The organism is Streptomyces sp. NRRL S-455 (assembly GCF_000717875.1).
Lineage (GTDB): Bacteria > Actinomycetota > Actinomycetes > Streptomycetales > Streptomycetaceae > Streptomyces.
On sequence record NZ_JOCT01000003.1, the window covers coordinates 261,378 to 282,795 of the forward strand.

General features: G+C 71.6%; 15 protein-coding genes. 3 read left to right on the top strand and 12 right to left on the bottom strand.

Translation table 11 applies throughout. The features are described from left to right. The first annotated feature begins 55 nt into the window (after nucleotides 1-55). Entirely contained in the window at nucleotides 56-1,597 is a 1,542-nt protein-coding gene (locus tag IE97_RS0105290) for an MFS transporter (protein ID WP_030231887.1), read from the top strand. A gap of 56 nt (nucleotides 1,598-1,653) precedes the next feature. On the opposite strand, the gene serA is transcribed toward IE97_RS0105290, so the two are convergent. The 6 genes from serA to IE97_RS0105320 all read right to left on the bottom strand — a co-directional run bounded on the left by serA (nucleotide 1,654) and on the right by IE97_RS0105320 (nucleotide 11,609). Continuing rightward, complete coding sequence (gene serA / locus IE97_RS0105295; RefSeq protein ID WP_030231890.1) at nucleotides 1,654-3,243, bottom strand: phosphoglycerate dehydrogenase; 1,590 nt, start codon at nucleotides 3,241-3,243, stop codon at nucleotides 1,654-1,656. A gap of 264 nt (nucleotides 3,244-3,507) precedes the next feature. After that, complete coding sequence (gene ilvC, locus IE97_RS0105300; RefSeq protein WP_030231893.1) at nucleotides 3,508-4,506, bottom strand: ketol-acid reductoisomerase; 999 nt, start codon at nucleotides 4,504-4,506, stop codon at nucleotides 3,508-3,510. Between the two features lie 123 nt (nucleotides 4,507-4,629). Beyond that, complete coding sequence (gene ilvN, locus IE97_RS0105305) at nucleotides 4,630-5,154, bottom strand: acetolactate synthase small subunit (protein ID WP_030231897.1); 525 nt, start codon at nucleotides 5,152-5,154, stop codon at nucleotides 4,630-4,632. A gap of 35 nt (nucleotides 5,155-5,189) precedes the next feature. Next, nucleotides 5,190-7,034: an acetolactate synthase large subunit gene (locus IE97_RS0105310; protein WP_030231901.1), complete on the bottom strand. Its 1,845-nt coding sequence runs from the start codon at nucleotides 7,032-7,034 to the stop codon at nucleotides 5,190-5,192. A gap of 230 nt (nucleotides 7,035-7,264) precedes the next feature. Beyond that, entirely contained in the window at nucleotides 7,265-10,285 is a 3,021-nt protein-coding gene (locus IE97_RS0105315; RefSeq protein ID WP_030231904.1) for a putative bifunctional diguanylate cyclase/phosphodiesterase, read from the bottom strand. A gap of 373 nt (nucleotides 10,286-10,658) precedes the next feature. Beyond that, the gene (locus tag IE97_RS0105320) at nucleotides 10,659-11,609 is read right to left on the bottom strand and encodes a 2-hydroxyacid dehydrogenase (protein ID WP_030231907.1); all 951 of its coding nucleotides are present in this window, start codon (nucleotides 11,607-11,609) and stop codon (nucleotides 10,659-10,661) included. A gap of 77 nt (nucleotides 11,610-11,686) precedes the next feature. Here IE97_RS0105320 and IE97_RS0105325 point away from each other — a divergent pair, with 77 nt between their 5' ends. Both IE97_RS0105325 and IE97_RS0105330 read left to right on the top strand, forming a co-directional pair. Next, the gene (locus tag IE97_RS0105325; protein WP_030231909.1) at nucleotides 11,687-12,685 is read left to right on the top strand and encodes an aldo/keto reductase; all 999 of its coding nucleotides are present in this window, start codon (nucleotides 11,687-11,689) and stop codon (nucleotides 12,683-12,685) included. 149 nt (nucleotides 12,686-12,834) lie between these two features. Next, on the top strand, nucleotides 12,835-14,007 hold the full coding sequence (locus IE97_RS0105330; RefSeq protein ID WP_030231911.1) for a PQQ-dependent sugar dehydrogenase: 1,173 nt from the start codon (nucleotides 12,835-12,837) through the stop codon (nucleotides 14,005-14,007). Between the two features lie 28 nt (nucleotides 14,008-14,035). Here IE97_RS0105330 and IE97_RS0105335 read toward each other — a convergent pair whose 3' ends face one another. From IE97_RS0105335 to IE97_RS0105360, 6 genes are all read right to left on the bottom strand, one after another. Then, a complete protein-coding gene (locus IE97_RS0105335) occupies nucleotides 14,036-14,224 on the bottom strand; it encodes a DUF6191 domain-containing protein (RefSeq protein WP_030231914.1) in 189 nt (62 codons plus the stop codon). A gap of 49 nt (nucleotides 14,225-14,273) precedes the next feature. Next, nucleotides 14,274-17,324 (bottom strand): helix-turn-helix transcriptional regulator, encoded by a 3,051-nt coding sequence (locus tag IE97_RS0105340; RefSeq protein ID WP_037844013.1) that lies wholly within the window; start codon nucleotides 17,322-17,324, stop codon nucleotides 14,274-14,276. 334 nt (nucleotides 17,325-17,658) lie between these two features. Then, on the bottom strand, nucleotides 17,659-17,829 hold the full coding sequence (locus tag IE97_RS42405; RefSeq protein ID WP_199807115.1) for a hypothetical protein: 171 nt from the start codon (nucleotides 17,827-17,829) through the stop codon (nucleotides 17,659-17,661). Between the two features lie 198 nt (nucleotides 17,830-18,027). Next, on the bottom strand, nucleotides 18,028-18,573 hold the full coding sequence (locus IE97_RS0105350) for a hypothetical protein (RefSeq protein ID WP_030231918.1): 546 nt from the start codon (nucleotides 18,571-18,573) through the stop codon (nucleotides 18,028-18,030). Between the two features lie 26 nt (nucleotides 18,574-18,599). Further along, entirely contained in the window at nucleotides 18,600-19,172 is a 573-nt protein-coding gene (locus tag IE97_RS0105355) for a GNAT family N-acetyltransferase (RefSeq protein ID WP_030231921.1), read from the bottom strand. Continuing rightward, a complete protein-coding gene (locus IE97_RS0105360) occupies nucleotides 19,150-21,396 on the bottom strand; it encodes an MMPL family transporter (RefSeq protein WP_030231924.1) in 2,247 nt (748 codons plus the stop codon). The genes IE97_RS0105355 and IE97_RS0105360 overlap by 23 nt, the downstream gene beginning before the upstream one ends. Between the last annotated feature and the right edge of the window lie 22 nt (nucleotides 21,397-21,418).

Consider the following 21,418-nt stretch of genomic DNA (forward strand, 5'->3'; position numbering starts at 1 on the left):
CCGTATTAAACAGTCGTACTAGACAAGCGTTTAATACGCTCGTACAGTCCTGCCCATGACGACTGAACCGCACCCTCCCACCCTCGCCGGGCGCCGCGAATGGACGGCTCTCGGCGTGCTGATGCTGCCGCTGCTGCTGGTTTCGATGGACGTGTCCGTCCTCTACTTCGCGATCCCCGCGATCAGCGCCGACCTGGAACCGAGCGCCACCCAGCAGCTGTGGATCTTCGACATCTACGGCTTCGTCCTGGCCGGCCTGCTGATGACGATGGGCTCCCTGGGCGACCGCGTCGGCCGCCGCAGGCTCCTGCTGATCGGCGCCGCCGCCTTCGGTACGGCGTCCCTGGTCGCGGCCTACGCGAACAGCGCCGAGACCCTGATCGCCGCCCGCGCGGTCCTCGGCATCGGCGGCGCGACGCTGATGCCGTCGACGATGGCGCTGGTGCGCACGATGTTCACCGACCCCGGGCAGCGCACCAAGGCGATCGGTGTGTGGTCCGGCGTGATGACGGCCGGCATCGCGCTCGGCTCGGTGATGAGCGGTGTCCTCGTCGAGCACTTCTGGTGGGGCTCGGTCTTCCTGGTCAACCTGCCCGCGATGCTGCTGCTCCTGGTTCTGGGTCCGTTCCTGCTCCCGGAGTCGCGGAACCCGCACCCGGGCCGCTTCGACGGGCTGAGCGTCCCTCTCTCGATGGCGGCGGTGCTCCCCGTGATCTACGGCCTGAAGGAGCTCGCGTCGCAGGGCTGGAACGTGCGGTACGTGCTGTCGGTGACGCTCGGGCTGCTGTTCGCCGCGCTGTTCGTCCACCGCCAGCGCACCACGGTCTCCCCGCTGATCTCACCGGAGCTGTTCCGGTGCCGCGGTTTCACCCCGGGCGTCGTCCTCAACCTCGTCGCCGCCTTCGGCATGATGGGCTCGGCCTACTTCACCACCCAGTACCTCCAGTCCGTCCTGGACAAGAGCCCGCTCGAGGCGGCGTTGTGGAGCCTGCTGCCGTCGGTGCCCATCGGACTCGCGGCGCCTCTCAGCGCACAGCTCGTGCAGCGCGGTGTTCCTCGCGCGTACGTGGTCGGCGCGGGCTTCGCGGTCAGCGCGTGCGGCTACGTGATGCTGGCACTGGCCGGCACGGACTCCCTCTGGCTGCTGCTGGCCGCGTGCGCCGTGCTGGCCTGCGGCATCGTCGCCGTCATGTCCCTGGTGGCCGATCTGGCCCTGAGCGCCGCCCCGGTGGAGAAGGCGGGCGCGGCGTCGTCGCTGCTGGAGACCGGCACCGAGTTCGGCGGCGCGCTGAGCATGGCGTTCCTCGGCTCCATCGGTACGGCGGTCTACCGCCACGAGATCCCGGCCTCGGCGCCCGCTCCGGCCCGCGAGACCCTGGGCGGCGCCCTGGCCGTCGCCGACCGGCTGCCGGGGCGCGCGGGGGACGCCCTGGCGACGGCGGCACGGGAGGCCTTCACCAGCGGCATGCACGCGGCGGCGGTCACGGGCGCGGTGCTGCTGGCCGGGGCGGCGGCAGCGGCGGCGCTGACCCTGCGGCGGGTCCGGGTACGCGAAAACGCCGGACGGGCTGATCAACTCAGCCCGTCCGGCGTCTGACGACGAGCCCGTTCAGGGCGAACGGGGGCCTGGGGGCGAAGCCCCCGGGCGGGGCCTCAGGCCAGGTTCACGGAGCGCGCCGAGGTCGCCCCGATCTCAGCGGCGACCTCGGCGAGCACGCCGGCGGTCACCGTGTCGTCGACGGTCAGCACGGCCAGCGCCTCGCCACCGGCCACGGCCCGCGACACCTGCATGCCGGCGATGTTGATGCCCGCCTCGCCCAGGATGCGGCCCACCGTGCCGACGACACCCGGCCGGTCCTCGTACTTCAGGACGACCATGTGGTCGGCGAGCGCGAGGTCGACGTCGTAGTCGCCCACGGCGACGATCTTCTGGAGGTGCTTCGGGCCGGCCAGCGTGCCGGAGACCGACACCTCCTCGCCGTCGGCGAGGGTGCCGCGCACCGTGACGACGTTGCGGTGCTCGGTCGCCTCGGAGCTGGTGGTCAGCCGCACCTCGACGCCGCGCTCCTGCGCGAACAGCGGCGCGTTGACGTACGACACCGTCTCGTCGACGACGTCCTCGAAGACACCCTTGAGGGCGGACAGTTCCAGCACCTTCACGTCGTGCTGGGTGATCTCGCCGTACACCTCGACGTCGAGGCGGACCGCGACCTCACCGGCGAGCGCGGTGAAGATCCGGCCGAGGCGCTCGGCGAGCGGCAGGCCCGGCTTGACGTCCTCGGCGATGACACCGCCCTGCACGTTCACCGCGTCCGGCACGAGCTCACCGGCGAGGGCGAGGCGCACCGAGCGGGCGACCGCGATACCGGCCTTCTCCTGCGCCTCGTCGGTGGAGGCCCCGAGGTGCGGGGTGCAGACGACCTGGTCGAACTCGAAGAGCGGGGAGTCCGTGCAGGGCTCCTTCGCGTAGACGTCGAGACCGGCACCGGCGACCCGGCCCTCCTTGAGGGCGGAGTACAGCGCCTCCTCGTCGACGATCCCGCCGCGCGCGGCGTTGACGATGCGCACGCTCGGCTTGACCTTGCGCAGCGCCTCGTCGCCGATCAGACCGAGGGTCTCGGGGGTCTTGGGGAGGTGGACGGTGATGAAGTCGGAGACCTCGAGCAGCTCGTCCAGCGACAGCACCTTGACACCCATCTGCGCGGCCCGCGCGGGCTGGATGTAGGGGTCGTAGGCGACGACCTTCATGCCGAAGGCGGACATGCGCTGGGCGACGAGCGCACCGATGCGGCCGAGGCCCACGACACCCAGCGTCTTCTCGGCGAGCTCGACACCCGTGTACTTGCTGCGCTTCCACTCGCCGTTCTTCAGCGCGGCGTTGGCCTGCGGGATGTGGCGGGCGGTGGCGACGAGGAGACCGCAGGCGAGCTCGGCGGCGGTCACGATGTTCGAGGTGGGGGCGTTGACGACCATCACGCCGGCCTTGGTGGCGGCGGAGACGTCCACGTTGTCCAGGCCGACGCCGGCTCGTGCGACGACCTTGAGCTTGTTCGCGGCGGCGATCGCCTCGGCGTCGACCTTGGTGGCCGAGCGGATCAGGATCGCGTCCACGTCGGCGATGGCCGGGAGCAGCTCGGCCCGGTCCGCGCCGTTGCACTGGCGGATCTCGAAGTCCGGGCCAAGCGCGTCCACGGTGGCGGGCGACAGCTCTTCAGCGATGAGTACGACGGGTTTCGAGCTCACGTGAGTCCTCACAAGTCCAATGCTGCGGACGGCCGTCCCGACGGCCGCGGGCGGTGGAGGTGGGCCGCGTGGAAGACGCACGACGCTGTGGGCCTGACGCGTATGTAGTGCAGCAGTCTAGTGGCGCCGAGGGCGTCTTTTGCGCCGCTGCGGAAGGATCACCCGTCCGTGGCCGGACGGGATGGACAACGCCGTACCACCGACGTTACCCCGGGTCGGCCGAAGGGGCCGGGGCAGTCGGCCCCGGCCCCTCGGCCGTGAGGCTTACGCCTCCTCGTTCACCCAGCTCATGAGCTTGCGCAGCTCCTTGCCGGTGGTCTCCAGCAGGTGCTCGGAGTCCTGCTTCTTGTACTCGTTGTACTTCTTCAGACCGCCGTGGTACTCGTCCATCCAGTTCTTGGCGAACGTGCCGTCCTGGATCTCGGCGAGGACCTTCTTCATCTCGGCCTTGGTGGCGTCCGTGATGATGCGCGGGCCGGTGACGTAGTCGCCCCACTCGGCGGTCTCGGAGATCGACCAGCGCATCTTCTCCAGGCCGCCCTCGTACATGAGGTCCACGATCAGCTTCAGCTCGTGGAGGCACTCGAAGTACGCGATCTCCGGCTGGTAGCCCGCCTCGGTCAGCGTCTCGAAACCGGCCTTGACCAGCGCGGCCGTACCACCGCAGAGGACGGCCTGCTCACCGAACAGGTCGGTCTCGGTCTCCTCAGTGAAGGTGGTCTTGATGACGCCGGCGCGGGTGCCGCCGATGCCCTTGGCGTACGACAGGGCCAGCGCGAAGGCGTTGCCGGAGGCGTCCTGCTCGACGGCGGCGATGCAGGGCACGCCGCGACCCTCCTCGTACTGGCGGCGGACCAGGTGGCCCGGGCCCTTCGGGGCGACCATGCAGACGTCCACGCCGGCCGGGGGCTTGATGAAGCCGTAGCGGATGTTCAGGCCGTGGCCGAAGAACAGCGCGTCGCCGTCGTTCAGGTTCGGGGCGATGTGCTCCTCGTAGACCTGGGCCTGGATCGGGTCCGGGACGAGGATCATGATGACGTCGGCCTCGGCGGCGGCCTCGGACGGGCTCACCACGCGCAGGCCCTGCTCCTCGGCCTTGGCCTTGGACTTGGAGCCCTCGTGCAGACCGACGCGGACGTCGACACCCGAGTCACGGAGCGACAGCGCGTGGGCGTGGCCCTGGCTGCCGTACCCGATGACCGCGACCTTGCGGCCCTGGATGATGGACAGGTCGGCGTCGGCGTCGTAGAACAGCTCGGCCACTTTGGGTTCTCTCCTCGGGAGTGCAGGTGTTGCGTCCCACCGTATGACGGGGGGCGGAAGGGAAGTCTGGGGGTCTCGGAATACGGGCGGCCGACGGCGCGCGCCGACCGCCCGTTTTCCGTCTTACGCCGACCGGTCGAGGGCGCGCAGCGACCGGTCCGTGATGGAACGGGCACCGCGGCCGATCGCGATCGTGCCGGACTGGACGAGTTCCTTGATGCCGTACGGCTCCAGCATCTTCAGCATCGCGGACAGCTTCTCGCCGGATCCGGTGGCCTCGATGGTGACGGCCTCCGGGGAGACGTCGACGGTCTTGGCGCGGAACAGCTGGACGATCTCGATGATCTGGGAGCGCGTCTCGTTGTCGGCGCGCACCTTCACCAGGACGAGTTCGCGCTGCACCGCCTGCGACGGCTCCAGCTCGACGATCTTCAGCACGTTGACGAGCTTGTTGAGCTGCTTGGTGACCTGCTCCAGCGGCAGGTCCTCCACACCCACGACGATGGTGATGCGGGAGATGTCGGGGTGCTCGGTGACGCCCACCGCGAGCGAGTCGATGTTGAAGCCGCGGCGGGAGAACAGGGCGGCGATCCGGGCGAGGATGCCGGGCGTGTTCTCCACCAGGACGGAGAGCGTGTGCTTGGACATGATCTGCTTCCTCTGCTTGAAAGTCCTGACGGCTCTCAGTCGTCTTCGTTGTCGCCGAAGTCGGGGCGGACGTCCCGGGCGGCCATGATCTCGTCGTTGGAGGTGCCGGCGGCCACCATCGGCCAGACCATCGCGTCCTCGTGGACGATGAAGTCGACGACGACCGGGCGGTCGTTGATGGAGTTCGCCTCTTCGATGACCTTGTCGAGGTCGTCCGGGGACTCGCAGCGGATGGCGTAGCAGCCCATGGCCTCCGACAGCTTCACGAAGTCGGGGACGCGGGTGCCGCGGGCCTCCGGGTTGACGTCGTCCGGGCCGGAGTGCAGGACGGTGTTGGAGTACCGCTGGTTGTAGAAGAGGGTCTGCCACTGGCGGACCATCCCGAGGGCGCCGTTGTTGATGACGGCGACCTTGATCGGGATGTTGTTCAGGGCGCAGGTGGTGAGCTCCTGGTTGGTCATCTGGAAGCAGCCGTCGCCGTCGATCGCCCAGACGGCCCGCTCGGGGGCTCCGGCCTTGGCGCCCATGGCGGCCGGGACGGCGTAGCCCATGGTTCCGGCGCCGCCGGAGTTCAGCCAGGTGCCCGGCTTGTCGTACTCGATGAAGTGGGCGGCCCACATCTGGTGCTGGCCGACGCCCGCCGCGAAGATCGTGCCCTCGGGGGCGAGCTGCCCGATGCGCTCGATGACCTGCTGCGGGGAGAGCGAGCCGTCGTGCGGCTGGTCGTAGCCGAGCGGGTAGGTCTCGCGCCAGCGGTTCAGGTCGTTCCACCACATGCTGTAGTCGCCCTGATGGCCCTCGCCGTGCTCCTTCTGCACGGCCTGGATCAGGTCGGCGATGACCTCGCGGGCGTCGCCGACGATGGGCACGTCGGCGGCGCGGTTCTTGCCGATCTCGGCCGGGTCGATGTCCGCGTGGACGATCTTGGCGAAGGGCGCGAAGCTGTCCAGCTTGCCGGTGACGCGGTCGTCGAAGCGGGCGCCGAGGGCGACGATCAGGTCGGCCTTCTGCAGGGCGGTGACGGCGGCCACCGAGCCGTGCATGCCGGGCATGCCCAGGTGCTGCGGGTGGTTGTCGGGGAACGCGCCGAGGGCCATCAGGGTGGTCGTGACGGGTGCGCCCGTGAGCTCGGCGAGGACCTTCAGCTCCGCGGTGGCCCGGGCCTTGAGCACGCCACCGCCGACGTACAGCACGGGGCGCCGGGCCTGGGTGATCAGCTTGGCTGCCTCGCGGATCTGCTTGGCGTGCGGCTTGGTGACCGGGCGGTAGCCGGGCAGGTCCATGGCGGGCGGCCAGGAGAAGGTGGTCTTCGCCTGGAGGGCGTCCTTGGCGATGTCGACCAGGACCGGGCCGGGGCGTCCGGTGGAGGCGATGTGGAACGCCTGGGCGATGATCCGCGGGATGTCCTCGGCCTTGGTGACGAGGAAGTTGTGCTTGGTGATCGGCATGGTGATGCCGACGATGTCCGCCTCCTGGAAGGCGTCCGTGCCGATCGCCTTGGACGCCACCTGCCCGGTGATCGCGACCAGCGGGACGGAGTCCATGTGCGCGTCGGCGATCGGGGTGACCAGGTTGGTCGCGCCGGGGCCGGAGGTGGCCATGCAGACGCCGACCTTGCCGGTGGCCTGGGCGTAGCCGGTGGCGGCGTGACCGGCGCCCTGCTCGTGGCGGACCAGGACGTGGCGCACCCTGGTGGAGTCCATCAGCGGGTCGTAGGCCGGGAGGATCGCACCGCCGGGAATGCCGAATACCGTGTCGGCGCCGACCTCCTCGAGAGAGCGGATGAGGGACTGCGCGCCCGTCACCTGCTCGGGGGCGGAGTGTCCTCCGGATCGGGGCCGGGGCTGCGGGTGGTGGGCCCCGGTGGCCTGCTCGGTCATCGGCATTCTCTTCTCAGATGCTGAGGGTTTTTGCGAGGTTTGTACGGTATCCGGCTGCTGCACGAAGGGTCCCTGTGCAACAAAAAACCCCTCGTGCCGCAAGGCAAGCGAGGGGAGCGCGCCGGGTGGGGTCGCTGAGCGGTCGAGGCTCAGCGTCAGCCGACGCGCTTTCCAAGTACGAGAATTCGGGTGCGCATGGCACAGACCCTCCCCCCGGCGCCCACTCACTGTCAAGTGGGTGGGACGGGAGTCTCATTATGTGAGCGAAGAGCGGTACCGCCTCCGATGACGGCGGACACGCCCGAGCCGTACCTCCGCGGGGCGCCGCCCGCGAACGCCGGCTCGGCCGGGCCGTCCGGCACCGGGTAGCGGCCGGAGGCGAGCGCCCGGCGCAGCCGGTACTCGTCCAGCGGACCGGAGAACGCCATGCCCTGCCCGTGCGTGCAGCCCATCTCGCGCAGGGCGGCGAGTTGCTCGGGCAGGTCCACCCCGTCGGCCACGGACTTCAGCCCGAGGTCGTTCGCAATGCGCAGCAGCCCACTGGTGATCTTGTGCAGCCGTGCGGACTCGACGACGCCTTCGACCAGGCCGCGGTCGAGCTTCAGGACGTCGACGGGGAGCCGCCTGAGGGCCGTGATCGCCCCGTAGCCACTGCCGAAGCCGTCGAGAGCGATCCGGACCCCGACCCGTCGCAGGGCGCCGAGACGCCGCTCCAGCTCGTCCAGCGAGACCCTCGGGTCGGCGTCGGACAGCTCGATGATCAGCGACCCCGACGGCAGCCCGTGACGCGTGAGCAGCCCTTCGATGGTGCCGAACGGCATCGACCGGTCGAGCAGCCGGCGGGCGCCCATCCGGACGACAACCGGCACGGACAGCCCTCTGGCGTGCCGCTCGGCAGCCTGTTCGACGGCCTCCTCGATCATCCAGCGGTTCAGCTCGGCGGTCTTGTCGCTGTCCTCCGCCACCCGCAGGAACTCCGCGGGGGTGAAGAGCACCCCCTGGGAGGAGCGCCAGCGCGCCTGTGCGGAGACCGAGGTGATCCGGCCGTCCTCCAGGCACACCACCGGCTGGTGCAGCAGGGCGAACTCGCCGTCGTGCAGCGCGGCCCGCAGGCGCGTGGCCAGCTCCGCCTTGCGTACCACGTCCTGCTGCATCTGCGGCTGGTACAGCTCGACGCGGCCCTTGCCGCCCGCCTTGGCGCGGTACATGGCCAGGTCGGCGTTGCGCAGCAGCTCGCCCGCGCCGAGGCCACGCTCGGCGAAGGCCACGCCGATGGAGGCGTTGACCCGGACATCGTTCCCGTCGATGAGGTACGGCTGGGACAGCGTCAGCCTGAGGCGGTCGGCGAGCTCCAGGATGTGCCGCTGCCTGGCCTCCCGGTCGCGGGTGTTGTCCCCGACGATCAGGGCGGCGAACTCGTCGCCGCCCAGCCGGGAGGCGGTGTCGCCCTGCCGGACCGAGTCGTGGAGTCTGCGGGCGGCCTGGACGAGCAGTTCGTCCCCCGCTTGGTGCCCGATCGTGTCGTTGACGGCCTTGAAGCCGTCGAGGTCGATGAAGAGCACGGCCGTGTTCCGCAGGGCCACGCCCCGGTCGGAGGCGCGGCGGCCCGAGAGGGCGTGCTGGACACGCTTGGTGAACAGGGCGCGATTGGGCAGGTCGGTGAGCGGGTCGTGCTCGGCGTTGTGCTGCAACTGGGCCTGCAGCCGGACCCTTTCGGTCACGTCCCTGCTGTTGAAGATGAGGCCGCCCTGATGGCGGTTGATGGTCGACTCGACGTTCAGCCAGCCCTCGTCACCGGAGCGGAAACGGCACTCGATACGTGTGGTGGGTTCCTCGACCGGGTCGGCGGCGAGGAAACGCCGCACCTCGTGCACGACGCAGCCCAGGTCCCCCGGGTGGATGAGGTTGGCCAGTTCCGTGCCCACCAGATCCTCCGCCGGGCGGCCGTAGACACCGGCGGCGGCCGGGGAGACGTAGCGCAGGACGCCACTGGGGGCGGCGATCATGATGACGTCGCTGGATCCCTGCACCAGGGAGCGGAAGTGGTTCTCCTTCTGCGCCAGCTCCTGGGTGAGGGTGATGTTGTCGAGCAGCATGATGCCCTGGCGCACGACGAGTGCGAGCACGACCGTGCCGCCGGTCAGCAGGACCACGCGGTCGACACTGCGGCCGTTGAGGACGTTGTAGAGGATCCCCAGCGTGCACACGGCGGCCGCGAGGTACGGCGTGAGGGCGGCGAGGGAGCCGGAGATGGGCCGGGCCGCCGGGTACCGGCTGTGCTCGTCTCCGGGCAGGGGCGGATGGTGGTGCGGGCCGCTGTGCGGTCCGGGCCCGCGCTCGTGCACCACGCGGGAGTGTCCCGCCGCGCCCTGCCGTTCCGGTCCGTGCCGGTCGCTCTCCGGTGTGCGGGGCGCGGCCCAGGGCGCGTACGCCAGGAGCAGCGAGCCGGCGAACCAGCCCGCGTCGAGCAGTTGTCCCGAGCGGTAGTCGTGGTGCATCAGCGGTGAGGTGAACAGGGCGTCGCACATCACGGTCAGGGCGAGGGCGCCGATGGCGGTGTTGACCGCCGAGCGGTTCACCGCGGACCGCCTGAAGTGCAGCGCGAGCACCATGCTGACCAGCGCGATGTCGAGCAGCGGGTAGGCCAGCGACAGCGCGGTGTGCGCCACGCTCGGCCCTTCGGACTTCGCGGCCTGGGCGAGGGCGAGGCTCCAGGCCAGCGTCAGCAACGAGCCGCCGATCAGCCAGGCGTCGAGCCCCAGGCAGACCCAGCCGGCCTTGGTCACGGGCCGTTTGGCGAGCACGAGGAGCCCGACGATCGCGGGCGGCGCGAAGCACAGGAAGAACAGGTCGGCGTAGCTGGGACTGGGCACGGGCACTCCCAGGACCACCTCGTACCACCCCCAGACCAGGTTGCCCAGGGAAGCCATCGCCGAGGAGAGGCCGAAGAGCAGCCAGGCGGATCGAAAGCGGGTGCGGCGGCTGCGGGCGCACAGGAAGCACGACACGGCGGCGGCCGCCGCCGCGGCGCTCAGTCCGAAGTCCCCCATGATCAGGGCCACTTCGTCCGAACCCCAGCCGAACGCGGAACCGACGGCGTATCCCGCGCAGACCAGGGCGAGGACGAGCTGGAGGGCCGGACCGGGCCGGCGCTCGGCGACCGGCGTGCGGGGCATCAGCACTCCCCGGGACGGAGACTGGGGCCGCAGCGCTCCGTCGAGTGTGGGGGTGGGGGTCGGGGGCGCGCTCACCGGGCCCTCCCGGCACGCACCGCTCCCGGGTCCCACGGGTCCCCGTGGCTGTTGATGTGATGGTCGCTGTGGTGGGTGTGGTGGCCGCCGTGATCGGCGTGGTGACCGCGTCCGCGCGCGGCCGCCCGCCCGGGTCGCCGCCGACAGCCCCGCCCCGTCGGATCGCTCGTCCAAAGGCCGTGCATCGCCTGTCGCCCCCCTCACAGTCCGAAGTGTCCATCCCCCGCGCCGAACGGTCCGCGGCGCTGCCCCTGTCGGGACGATACACCAGTCTCGTCACTCAGGGACATAGCTTCTCTACTCTGCGTGACGGCCAGCGGATATATGAGTACCCACCGCACCCGGAGGATCGCGGACGGTACTCAAGTTCGGATCAGCCGGTTGATGCACCCGTCGTGAGGATCACGTTGCGGAGCGGCTCCCGGTTCACATAACGGTTCAACTGGTCCACCAGGAGCCGCCTGGCGCGCGGCAGGAACGCGGAGGTGGGTCCGCCGACGTGCGGGCTGATGAGTACCCCCGGCGCACGCCACAGGGGGTGTTCGCGCGGCAGGGGCTCGGGGTCGGTGACATCGAGGGCGGCGGTGATGCGGCCGTTCTCCAGCTCGGCGAGCAGGGCCTTGGTGTCGACGACGGGGCCGCGGGCGATGTTGACCAGGAGCGCGCCGTCCTTCATCCGGGACAGGAAGTCGGCTCCGGCCAGGCCGCGGGTGGTTTCGGTGAGCGGGGTGGCCAGGATGACGACGTCCGCCTCCGGGAGCAGCGCGGGGAGTTCGGTGAGCGGATGCACCGGCCCGCGCGCCGTGGTGCGCTCAGAGCGCGCGACGCGCGCCACCCGCGCCACCTCGAACGGAACGAGCCGGTCCTCGATGGCGGCGCCGATCGATCCGTACCCGACGATGAGGACGTTCTTGTCGGCGAGCGCGGGCCGGATCCCCGCGAGCCATTCCCCCCGGCCCTGCGCCCGGACGAAGTCGGGGACGCCGCGCAGCGAGGCCAGGATCAGCGTGAGGGTGAGTTCCGCGGTGCTGGCCTCGTGCACCCCGCGCGCGTTGCACAGCCGCACTCCCGGACGCAGGTGCCGCAGCCCCGGCTGCACGTGGTCGATCCCGGCTGTGAGGGTCTGCACGACCTCCAGGTTGCTCATCTCCGGCAGGGGGCGTACGCAGAGCGGGCTGGGCTTCATGTAGGGGACGACGTAGAAGGCGCAGTCGGCCGGGTCCGCGGGGAAGTCCTCCTCGCCGTTCCAGAAGCGGTAGACGGGGCCCTCGGGGAGCCCCTCGATCTCGTCCGGCGGGATGGGCAGCCACACGTCAGCAGTCATGCTCTGGAGGCTATGTCAGGAGGCCGCGACGGCAGAGGTTAGGTTGGGGTGGCCGGAACAGGGAGGGTCACGACCAGGTGGAGCGCAGGACGATCGGCGCGGCGGCACTCGCGGTGGGGGCCGTCGGACTCGGGTGCATGCCGATGAGCTGGGCGTACAGCGCGTCGCGGCGGCGCGGCGACGAGTCGCTCAGAGCGGTGCACCGCGCGCTGGACCTGGGGTCCTCCCTGCTGGACACGGCCGACATGTACGGCCCGTTCACCAACGAGCTCCTGGTGGGGCGGGCGCTGAAGGAGCGGCGGTCCGACGCGTTCGTGTCGACGAAGGTCGGTCTGCTCGTCGGCGACCAGCACATCGTCGCCAACGGCCGCCCCGGGTACGTCAAACGGGCCTGCGACGCCTCGCTGCGCCGCCTCCAGACGGACGTCATAGACCTCTACCAGTTGCACCGGGCCGACCCGGAGGTCCCGGTCGAGGAGACGTGGGGCGCTATGGCGGAGCTCGTCCGGGCCGGGAAGGTACGGGCGTTGGGCCTGTGCGCGGTGGGCGCGCGGGCCGGGCGTCGTTCCGGGCGCCGGCCCTACGACGCGACGATCCGGCAGTTGGAGCGCGTGCAGCAGGTCTTCCCGGTGAGCGCGGTGCAGGCGGAGCTGTCGGTGTGGTCACCGGAGGCGCTGGAGACGTTGCTGCCGTGGTGCGAGACGCGGGGCGTCGGTGTCCTCGCCGCGATGCCGCTCGGCAACGGTTTCCTGACCGGCAGGCTGCGGCCCGGCGCGGGCTTCGAGGCGGACGACCTCCGGGCCCGGCACCCCCGCTTCACGGCCGAGATGATGGCCGCGAACCAGCCGATCGTCGCGGGCCTGCGCCGCGTTGCCCGTCGCCACGGCAACCACGTCACGCCCGCCCAGGTCGCCCTCGCATGGGTCCTCGCCCAGGGCCCCCACGTGGTTCCGGTGCCGGGCACGAAGCAGGAGCGCTGGGTCACGGAGAACACGGCCGCGACGCGCCTGCGTCTGACGGCCGAGGACCTGCGAGAGGTGGCGGGCCTGCCGCCGGCGCAGGGATCGTGGGACTGACCGGGAACCGGCGGCTGCGCGGTCGGTGGGGAGTCTTCGGGGCAAACCCGGTCACGGCGCCGCTCTCTTGGTTCTTGGTTCGGTGATCGGGAACTTGGCAGGCGCGGGAGGTGTATGACAAGGAGAACCCGCCGCCGCTCGAAGGGACCATGATCGTGCATCGTCGAGCCGTGCCGGCCGTGCTGGCCGCCGCCGCGCTCCTGCTGACGGCCGGCTGCTCCTCCGACGGCGGAGGTTCGTCCGGCGGAGACGAGGGCGCCTCCCCCAGCCGTACGTCACCGCAGTCGTCCGCGCCGGCGGGGCAGGCCGCCGAGGCGACCCCACCCGCCAAGGGCTCCGTGAAGGTGCTGCGCACCGTCGCCGAGGGCCTGGACTCCCCGTGGGGTCTCGCGCCCCTGCCGGGCGGCGGCCTGCTCGTCTCCTCCCGGGACGAGGGGACCATCGTCCGGGTCGACGAGAAGACCGGGAAGAAGACCGAGCTGGGCGAGGTGCCGGGCGTATCGGCCGCGGGCGAGGGCGGTCTGCTCGGCATCGCCCTGTCCCCCGACTTCGCCTCGGACCACATGGTCTACGCGTACTTCACCTCGGCCGGCGACAACCGCATCGTCCGCATGCTCTACGACGAGAAGAAGCCCGCCGGCGAACAGCTCGGCGCGCCCGACACGATCTACCGGGGCATCCCCAAGGGCTTCATCCACAACGGCGGCCGGATCGCGTTCGGGCCCGACAAGCTGCTGTACGTCGGCACGGGCGAGAGCGGCGACACGGGCCTGTCGCAGGACAAGGACTCCGTGGGCGGCAAGATCCTGCGGCTGACCCCGGAGGGCGAGCCGGCGCCGGGCAACCCGTTCCCGGACTCGCCGGTGTACTCGTACGGCCACCGCAATGTGCAGGGCCTGGCCTGGGACACCGAGCAGCGGCTGTTCGCCTCGGAGTTCGGCCAGGACACCTGGGACGAGCTCAACGCGATCAAGCCGGGCGACAACTACGGCTGGCCGGAGGCCGAGGGCAGGTCCGGCGACAAGCAGTTCCACAACCCGGTCGACCAGTGGACCACGGCCGAGGCCTCCCCCAGCGGCATCGCCTACGCCGAGGGGTCCGTCTGGATGGCGGGCCTGCGCGGCAAGCGGCTCTGGCGCATCCCGCTGAACGGCACCGAGGCCTCGGCCGAACCACAGGCCTTCCTGGAGGGCGAGTACGGCCGGCTGCGCACGGTGGTTCCGGCGGGCGGCGACCGGCTGTGGCTGGTGACCAGCAACACGGACGGCCGGGGCAACCCGGACGACGGGGACGACAGGATTCTGGAAGTGCGGGTGAGCTAGCGCCACAGCCGGGGAACCGGGCCGCTGCTCACTTCTCGGAGGGTTCCGCTCCCGGCTCCTGCGGCGGGCGGACCACGACCTTCCCGGACGTCAGGTCTATCGGACCGCGTCCGGGATCCCCGTCCCCGACGTCCTCCCTGGTCAGCTCCAGGCGGTTCTGCTCGTCGCGGGTGTGCTTGCGGCCCGGCGAGAACAGTTCCTCGAACACATTGAACACGGATCCTCCCTGGACCGTGACACCCCCGAAGTCCCTTACAGCGTAAACCTCAGCCGGGCGAACCGGGCATGAGCGATTCGGCCGGGAACATGCCCAGGCGGTGTGCCACCGCCGCGGCCTCGCCCCGCCCGGAGACGCCCAGCTTGGCCAGGATGTTGGAGACGTGGACGCTCGCGGTCTTCGGTGAGATGAACAGTTTCTCGGCTATCCGGCGATTGGTGTGGCCGGCGGCGACCAGACGCAGCACGTCCCGTTCGCGGCTGGTGAGGCCGAGTGCCGCGGCGGGGTCCGCGGGGGCCGGCCGGAGGGCGGGCGTCAGCGGGAGGCGGGCGCGCTGGGCGAGGGCTTCGGCGGCGTCGGCGAGCGGCCGGGCGCCGAGGTGGCGGGCGACGGCGCGGGTGAGGCGGAGCAGTTCGGTGGCGCGGTCGCGCTCGTCGTCCTCGCCATCCCCCGTCAGCAGGGACTCGGCCAGCCGGTACCGGACGCGGGCGAGGTCGTAGGGCCGCTCCAGGGCTTCGAAGGCGCTGACCACCTCCGACCAGGTGTCCGGGGTGCCGCGGCCCTCCGCGCGGTGGAGTTCGGCGCGCACCCACTGCTCGTGGGCGAGCCAGACGGGGGCGTTGGTGGTGAGCTGCTTGACGGCCCCGAGGATGCCGGCCAGCACCTCCTCGCGGCCTTCCCGTGCGGCGGGCAGCGTCCGGGCGTCGGCCTCGGCCGTGGCCGCTTCGAGCAGCAGCGGCCAGGCGTAGCGCTGGGTGCCGGGCGGGAAGCCGGACTCCAGGGTGCGGGCCAGTTCGGCGCGGGCGTCGTGGAGACGGCCCTCCGCGACGGCGACCTTGAGGGTGAGGCAGGCGATCGGGAGGTCGTGCTGCGGCATGGGGTCATGGGGGCCGTAGGAGGCGCGGCTCTCGGCGAGATGACGCCCCGCCTCGGACACCTCGCCCCGGGCGAGGGCGAGGAAGGCCAGGCTGTTGGCTCCCGACCCGTACGGTGCCGCCGTCTGCCCCCGCCGCTGGGCGCTGACCGCCGCCTCGGCGGCCTCGTCCCAGCGGCCCAGGGAGATGAGCGATTCGGCGAGGTTGCTCCAGATCCAGGCCTCGGCCACCCGCAGCCCCATCCTCCCCGCGAGCCGCAGGCCCTCCTGGAGGATGCCGACGGATTCCTCGGAGCGGCCGACACCTTCGAGGACGGAGGGCAGGTTCACATGGCTGCGGCCCACGACCGGTGCGAGACCGCGCGCCACCACCTCGTCCCTGACCTCGTACATGTGGGTCAGCCCCGCCTCGATCTGCCCGGCGTCGACCATGAGTCCGCCGAGCGTGAGCCGGGCGTTGGACTCGATGTCGTCGGCGCCCACCATGCGCGCGTACTCGACGGCCCGCTCGGCGGCGGTCAGTGCCTCGGGGCCGGGTTCGTGCAGAGACGACCAGTGGGCGGCGGTGGCGAGCACCTCGGCGTGCACCTCGGACGGCGGCAGGCCGCGCACCAGCTCCTGCGCTGTGGCGATCTCCTTCCAGCCGTCGCCACGGGCGAGGCTCTGCACCAGCCGGGAGCGCTGGACCCAGAACCAGGCGGCGCGCTGGGGATCGTCCTCCTCGTCCAGCAGGCGCAGCGCGCGCTTGGCGATCGTCAGGGCGCGTTCGCGCTCCCCGCAGAGCCGTCCCACGACGGTCGCCTCGGCCAGCAGGTCGAGGTACCTCAGCGCCGTGGTGGCCGGGTCGCAGCCGCAGGGCGGGTAGGCCTCGGCGTAGTCGGCGGGGCGCAGTGTGTCGCGCACGACGTCAGGGGCGTAGTCCCACAGTTCCATCGCCCGCTCCAGCAGCCGCAGTTGCTCGGCGTAGGCGTGCCGGCGGCGCGCCTCGACGGAGGCGTCGAGGACGGCGGGCAGGGCCTTGGCCGGGTCGTGGGCGTGGTACCAGTAGCTGGCCAGGCGGGTGGCGCGCTGGTCCGCGGGGACGAGGGCCGGGTCGCTCTCCAGGGCTTCGGCGTAGCGGCGGTTGAGACGGGAGCGTTCGCCGGGGAGCAGGTCGTCGCTGACGGCCTCGCGGACCAGGGAGTGGCGGAAGCGGTAGCCGTCGCCGCCGGGTGCGGGCGTGAGGATGCCGGCGTTCACGGCGGCCCGCAGCGCCTCGATGAGGTCGTCCTCGGCGAGCCGGGCGACGGCGGCCAGCAGCCGGTACTCGACGGTGGAGCCGCCCTCGGCGACGATCCGGGCGACCTGCTGGGCGGCCTCCGGAAGCCCTTCCACGCGGACCAGCAGCAGATCGCGCAGGGAGTCGGTCAGGCCGGTGCGGCAGCCCTCGTGGGCGGCGACGGCGAGTTCCTCGACGAAGAAGGCGTTGCCGTCGGAGCGTTCGAAGATGGCGTCGACCTGGTCCGGGTCGGGTTCCTGGGCGAGGATGCCGGCGATCTGGAGGCACACCTCGTCGCGGGTGAAGCGGGCGAGTTCGAGGCGGCGGACGCTACGGAGCCGGTCGAGCTCGGCGAGCAGGGGTCTCAGCGGGTGACGGCGGTGGATGTCGTCGGAGCGGTAGGTGGCGAGGACGACGAGGCGGCCCGTGCGCAGGGTGCGGAAGAGGTAGGCGAGCAGGTGCCGGGTGGAGGCGTCGGCCCAGTGCAGGTCCTCCAGGGCGAGCACGACGGTGTGCTCGGCGGCGACGCGCTCCAGCAGGCGGACGGTGAGTTCGAAGAGGCGGGCCATGCCGTCCTCGTCGTGCCGGCCGGCCTCACGCGCGGCCGCGGTGCCGATCTCTGGGAGCAGGCGGGCCAGTTCCTCCTCCTGCCCGGCCGCCGCGGCGGCGAGTTGCTCCGGCAGTTCGCGGCGCAGGGCGCGCAGCGCGGTGGAGAACGGCGCGAACGGCAGTCCGTCGGCGCCGATCTCGACGCAGCCGCCGAGCGCGACGACTGCACCCCGACGGCGCGCGGTGCCGGCGAACTCCTCGAGGAGGCGGGTCTTGCCGACTCCGGCCTCACCGCCGATGAGCAGCGCCTGGGGGTCACCGGCGGCGGCACCGGCGAGCACCTCGTCCAGCGTGCCCAACTCGGCGGCCCGGCCGATGAACACGGGGCTTACGGACCTTGTCTCCACGGCCCCGAGCATCGCACGCGGGCCCGGCAGCTCGGCACCGCTTTTCCCACGAGCGGCCCGCTGGACGGCGCCGGGGACGACAACGCCACCCGCGCCGTTCTCGGTCGGGACGACCACGGCACCCACCCCCGTCTCCTCGGCACGACCACACCACCGGCAGCCGGCCCCGCACGGGCGGGCACGGCACCCGCGCCCACCTCAGTCGGGACGACCACAGCACCCGTGGCTGCCTCCCGGGGCGCAGGAACGGGCACGGCACCCGCAACCGCCTCCACCCGGACAGCGACGGCCGCCGCACCCGCTCCCCCTCGGACCGTCCAGGCGTCGGCCGGTCCCGTTCCGGCGTTCACGCGGCCCTGGCGAAGAGGTGCCGGCGGAAGCGGCGGCTATGGCTCTCGTGCTCGGCGGAGCCTTCGGCCGCGCGGCGGACCCGGGCAGCCTCGCGGACCCGGCGTTCGCGGTCGGCGCGGCGGATGAGGTCGGCGGTGCGCATCTGCTGCATCTCGTACTCGTACATGGCGTGTCCTCGGTGGGAGAGCGGTCACGGAGGGGTTCCTCCGCGATGCCTCCACCTTCGTCTCCCGGGCGGGGCGGAAGCATCGGGAGAGTTCCGCATCTTCGGGGGCCGGTGGGGCCTTAGACACGCGTGAGGGGCCTCAGGAGCTCCGTAAGGTGCTTACGGATGACCCTGAGACCCCTCAGGAGCTGCCGCGACTCAGCTCGCCGACGGCAGTCCGAGCAGGATGCCGGTGTACTTGAGGACGGCCAGGAACAGGCCGATCACTCCGAGGGCCACACCCGCCCAGGCGACCGACTTGACCCAGGGAGCCTGGATCCTGCCGGGCGTGCCGAACGCGGGCCGGGCGAGCGTCCCGACGCCGACCACCAGCGCGATCACCGCGAACAGGCCGCCCCACAGGGCGGTGGTCTGCCAGGCGTCACCGTAGACCGCCTGGATCTGCTTGGCCACGCTCGCGCCCTGGGCGGTCTGGAGCTGACCGACGAGGTTCTGTCGGGCGGCGGCCACGGTGCCGACCCAGCTGCCGGTGAGCGAGACGACGCCCAGCGCGGCGGAGACCACGGCGGCGGCGCCCTGGCCGACGCCGGAGGGGCTTTCCTCCCTGGTCTCGGCGGCCGGGGCCTCGGCCCGGACCTCCGTGTCGGTCACCGCGTCGGACTTGGTGGTTTCCACCGCCTTCTCGTCGGTCGTGGCCTCGGTGGCCTCGGTCTCGTCCACTGCGTTCGTTGCCATGTCTCGCACCGTAGGGTCGCTGTCTGAGAAGTCTCTTAATGATCGTCGTGAGCGGCACGCGCGGATGCGTCGCGCCACTCGGGTGACAGCACCGACCAGACTTCGAGATCGTGCCGTACGCCACGGTAGTGGTGCGCCTCGCGCCGCACACCGTCGCGGGTCATTCCGAGCCGCCGTGCCACGTTCAGGCTCGGCCGGTTGCCCGCGGCGGCGACCCACTCGACGCGGTGGATGCCGCGCTGTTCGACGGCCCAGTCGATCAGCACCCGCATCGCGCGGGTGACGAGGCCCCGGCCCGTTCCGGCGGGCTCCAGCCAGCAGCCGACCTCGCAGGTGCCGTTCGCCGCGTCGAAGTTCAGGAACAGCACGCCGCCCACGAGCTTCCCGTCCAGCCACAGGCCGTGCAGGGACCCCGTGTCGGCGGCGCGCATGTCGGCGTACAGCTGGAGCTTGGCACGCGCCGAGGTCAGGTCCGTCTCGGTCGTCCCGAACGGGATGTACCGCCCGATGAACTCCCGGCCCCGCTCCAGGTGCGCCAGGAACTCCTCGGCGTGCCAGGGCTCGAGTGGTCTCAGTTCGGCGTCGTCACCCAGGGATATCGCGTACATCCCGCTGCCGCTCCTCCTCGGCCAGGACGCCCGCCACCTCGGCGTCCGTCGCGGCGGCCAGCCTCTCATGGGCGGCACGGCACTCGGGCGGTTCGATGCTGATCCGCGGCATGCGCCGGTCCAGCCAGCGGGGCAGCCACCAGTTGGCGCCGCCGAGCAGGTGCATCAGGGCGGGCACCAGGAGCGTGCGGAGCACGAAGGCGTCCAGGGCGACGGCCGATGCCAGCGCGATGCCGAACATGGCGATCACCCGGTCGCCGCTGAGGACGAAGGCCAGGAAGACCGAGATCATGATGACCGCCGCCGAGTTGATCACCCGGCTGGTCTCCGCCAGGCCGACCCGGACGGCTCGCCGGTTGTCGCCGGTCTCCAGCCACTCCTCGTACATCCGGCTGACCAGGAAGACCTGGTAGTCCATGGAGAGGCCGAAGAGCACCGACACCATGATCACGGGCAGGAACGGCTCGATGGGGCCCGCGCTGCCGAGGCCGAGCAGTTCGCTGCCCCAGCCCCACTGGAACATCGCGACCACCACGCCGAAGGCGGAGGCCACGGCGGCGACGTTCATCGCGGCGGCCTTCAGCGGGATGCCGATCGACCGGAAGGCGAGCAGGAGCAGCAGACAGCCCAGGCCGATGACGACTCCGGTGAAGACGGGCAGCTTGGAGACGATGACGTCGGCGAAGTCGTCGTAGCCGGCCGTCATGCCGCCCACCTGCACGTCGAGCGAGGTGCCCGCCTCGGCGCGCGGCAGCACCTCGTCGCGCAGCCGGTCGACGAGGTCGCTGGTCTGCTTCGACTGCGGGGAGGACTCCGGTACGACGGTGAGGTAGGCGGTGTCCCCGCCGGAGTCGAACGTCACCGGGGTCACCGAGGCGACGCCGTCGGTGGTGCGGAGGGTGCCGTCGAGGTTGTCCAGGGCGAGTTTGTCCTCGGCTCCGTCGACCTTCGTGACGAGGGTGAGCGGGCCGTTCACGCCGGGGCCGAAGCCGTCGGCGAGAAGGTCGTAGGCCTGGCGGGTGGTGGACGTCCCGGGGTCGTTGCCCTGGTCGGAGGTGCCGAGGTGCAGGGAGAGCGTGGGCAGTGCGAGGACCGCCATGACGGCCAGGGCGACGGCACCGAGCACCTTGGGGTGACGCTCCACGAACGCCGACCAGCGGGCGGCGAAGCCGGTGGGCAGTTCCGGCTCGGGCCCGTGCTCCGCCAGGCGGCGGCGCTCGCGGCGGCTGAGCGCGCGCATCCCGATGAGGGACAGCAGCGCGGGGAGCAGGGTCACGGAGGCCGCGACGGTGAGGATCACGGTGAGGCTGGCCGCTATAGCGACGCCGTTGAGGAAGCTCAGCCGGAGGATCAGCATGCCCAGCAGGGCTATGCAAACGGTGGCACCCGCGAAGACGACCGCCCGTCCCGTGGTCGCGACGGCGTTCGTGGCGGCCTCGGTGACGGACTGCCCGCGTTTCAGGCCGCGCCGGTGTCTCGTCACGATGAACAGCGCGTAGTCGATGCCGACACCGAGCCCGATCAGCATGCCGAGCATGGGGGCGAAGTCGGCGACGGTCATGGCGTGCCCGAGCAGCACGATCCCGGCGTAGGCGGTGCCGACGCCGACCAGGGCGGTAGCGATGGGCAGCAGCGAGGCGGCGAGCGAGCCGAAGGCGAGGAACAGCACGACGGCGGCGACGACCACACCGACGATCTCGGCGGTGTGGTCGCCGGAGGTCTGGGTGAGCTCGACGGCGCTGCCGCCCAGTTCCACCTGGAGGCCGTCGGTCTCGGCGCTCTTCGCGGCGTCGACGACGGCCCGCGCCTCGGACTCGCTGATGTCCTGGGCCTGGTCGTCGAAGGTGACCGTGGCGTACGCCGTCCGGCCGTCCGCGCTGATCCGGCCGGCGCCCGGGCCCTCGTAGGGGCTGGTCACGGAGGCCACACCGGCCAGCTTCCCGACGCGGTCCAGGGTGCGGGTCATGGTCTGCTCGACGTCGGCGGCGCGGACGCTGCCGGACGTGGTGTGCCAGACGACGGTGTCGCTGTCGCCGCCGAGTCGCGGGAAGCCCTCGTGGAGCATCTGGGTGGCGCGGCCCGACTCGGTGCCGGGGACCTGGTAGTCGTTCGAGTAGGCGGAGCCCGCTGCGGCGGCGCCTGCGGCGACCCCTGCGAAGGCGAGGAGCCACAGCAGAACGGTGACCATACGGCGTTGGACACACCAGCGTGCGAGGGCTGCCACGAAACGTGCTCCCAGGGTTACT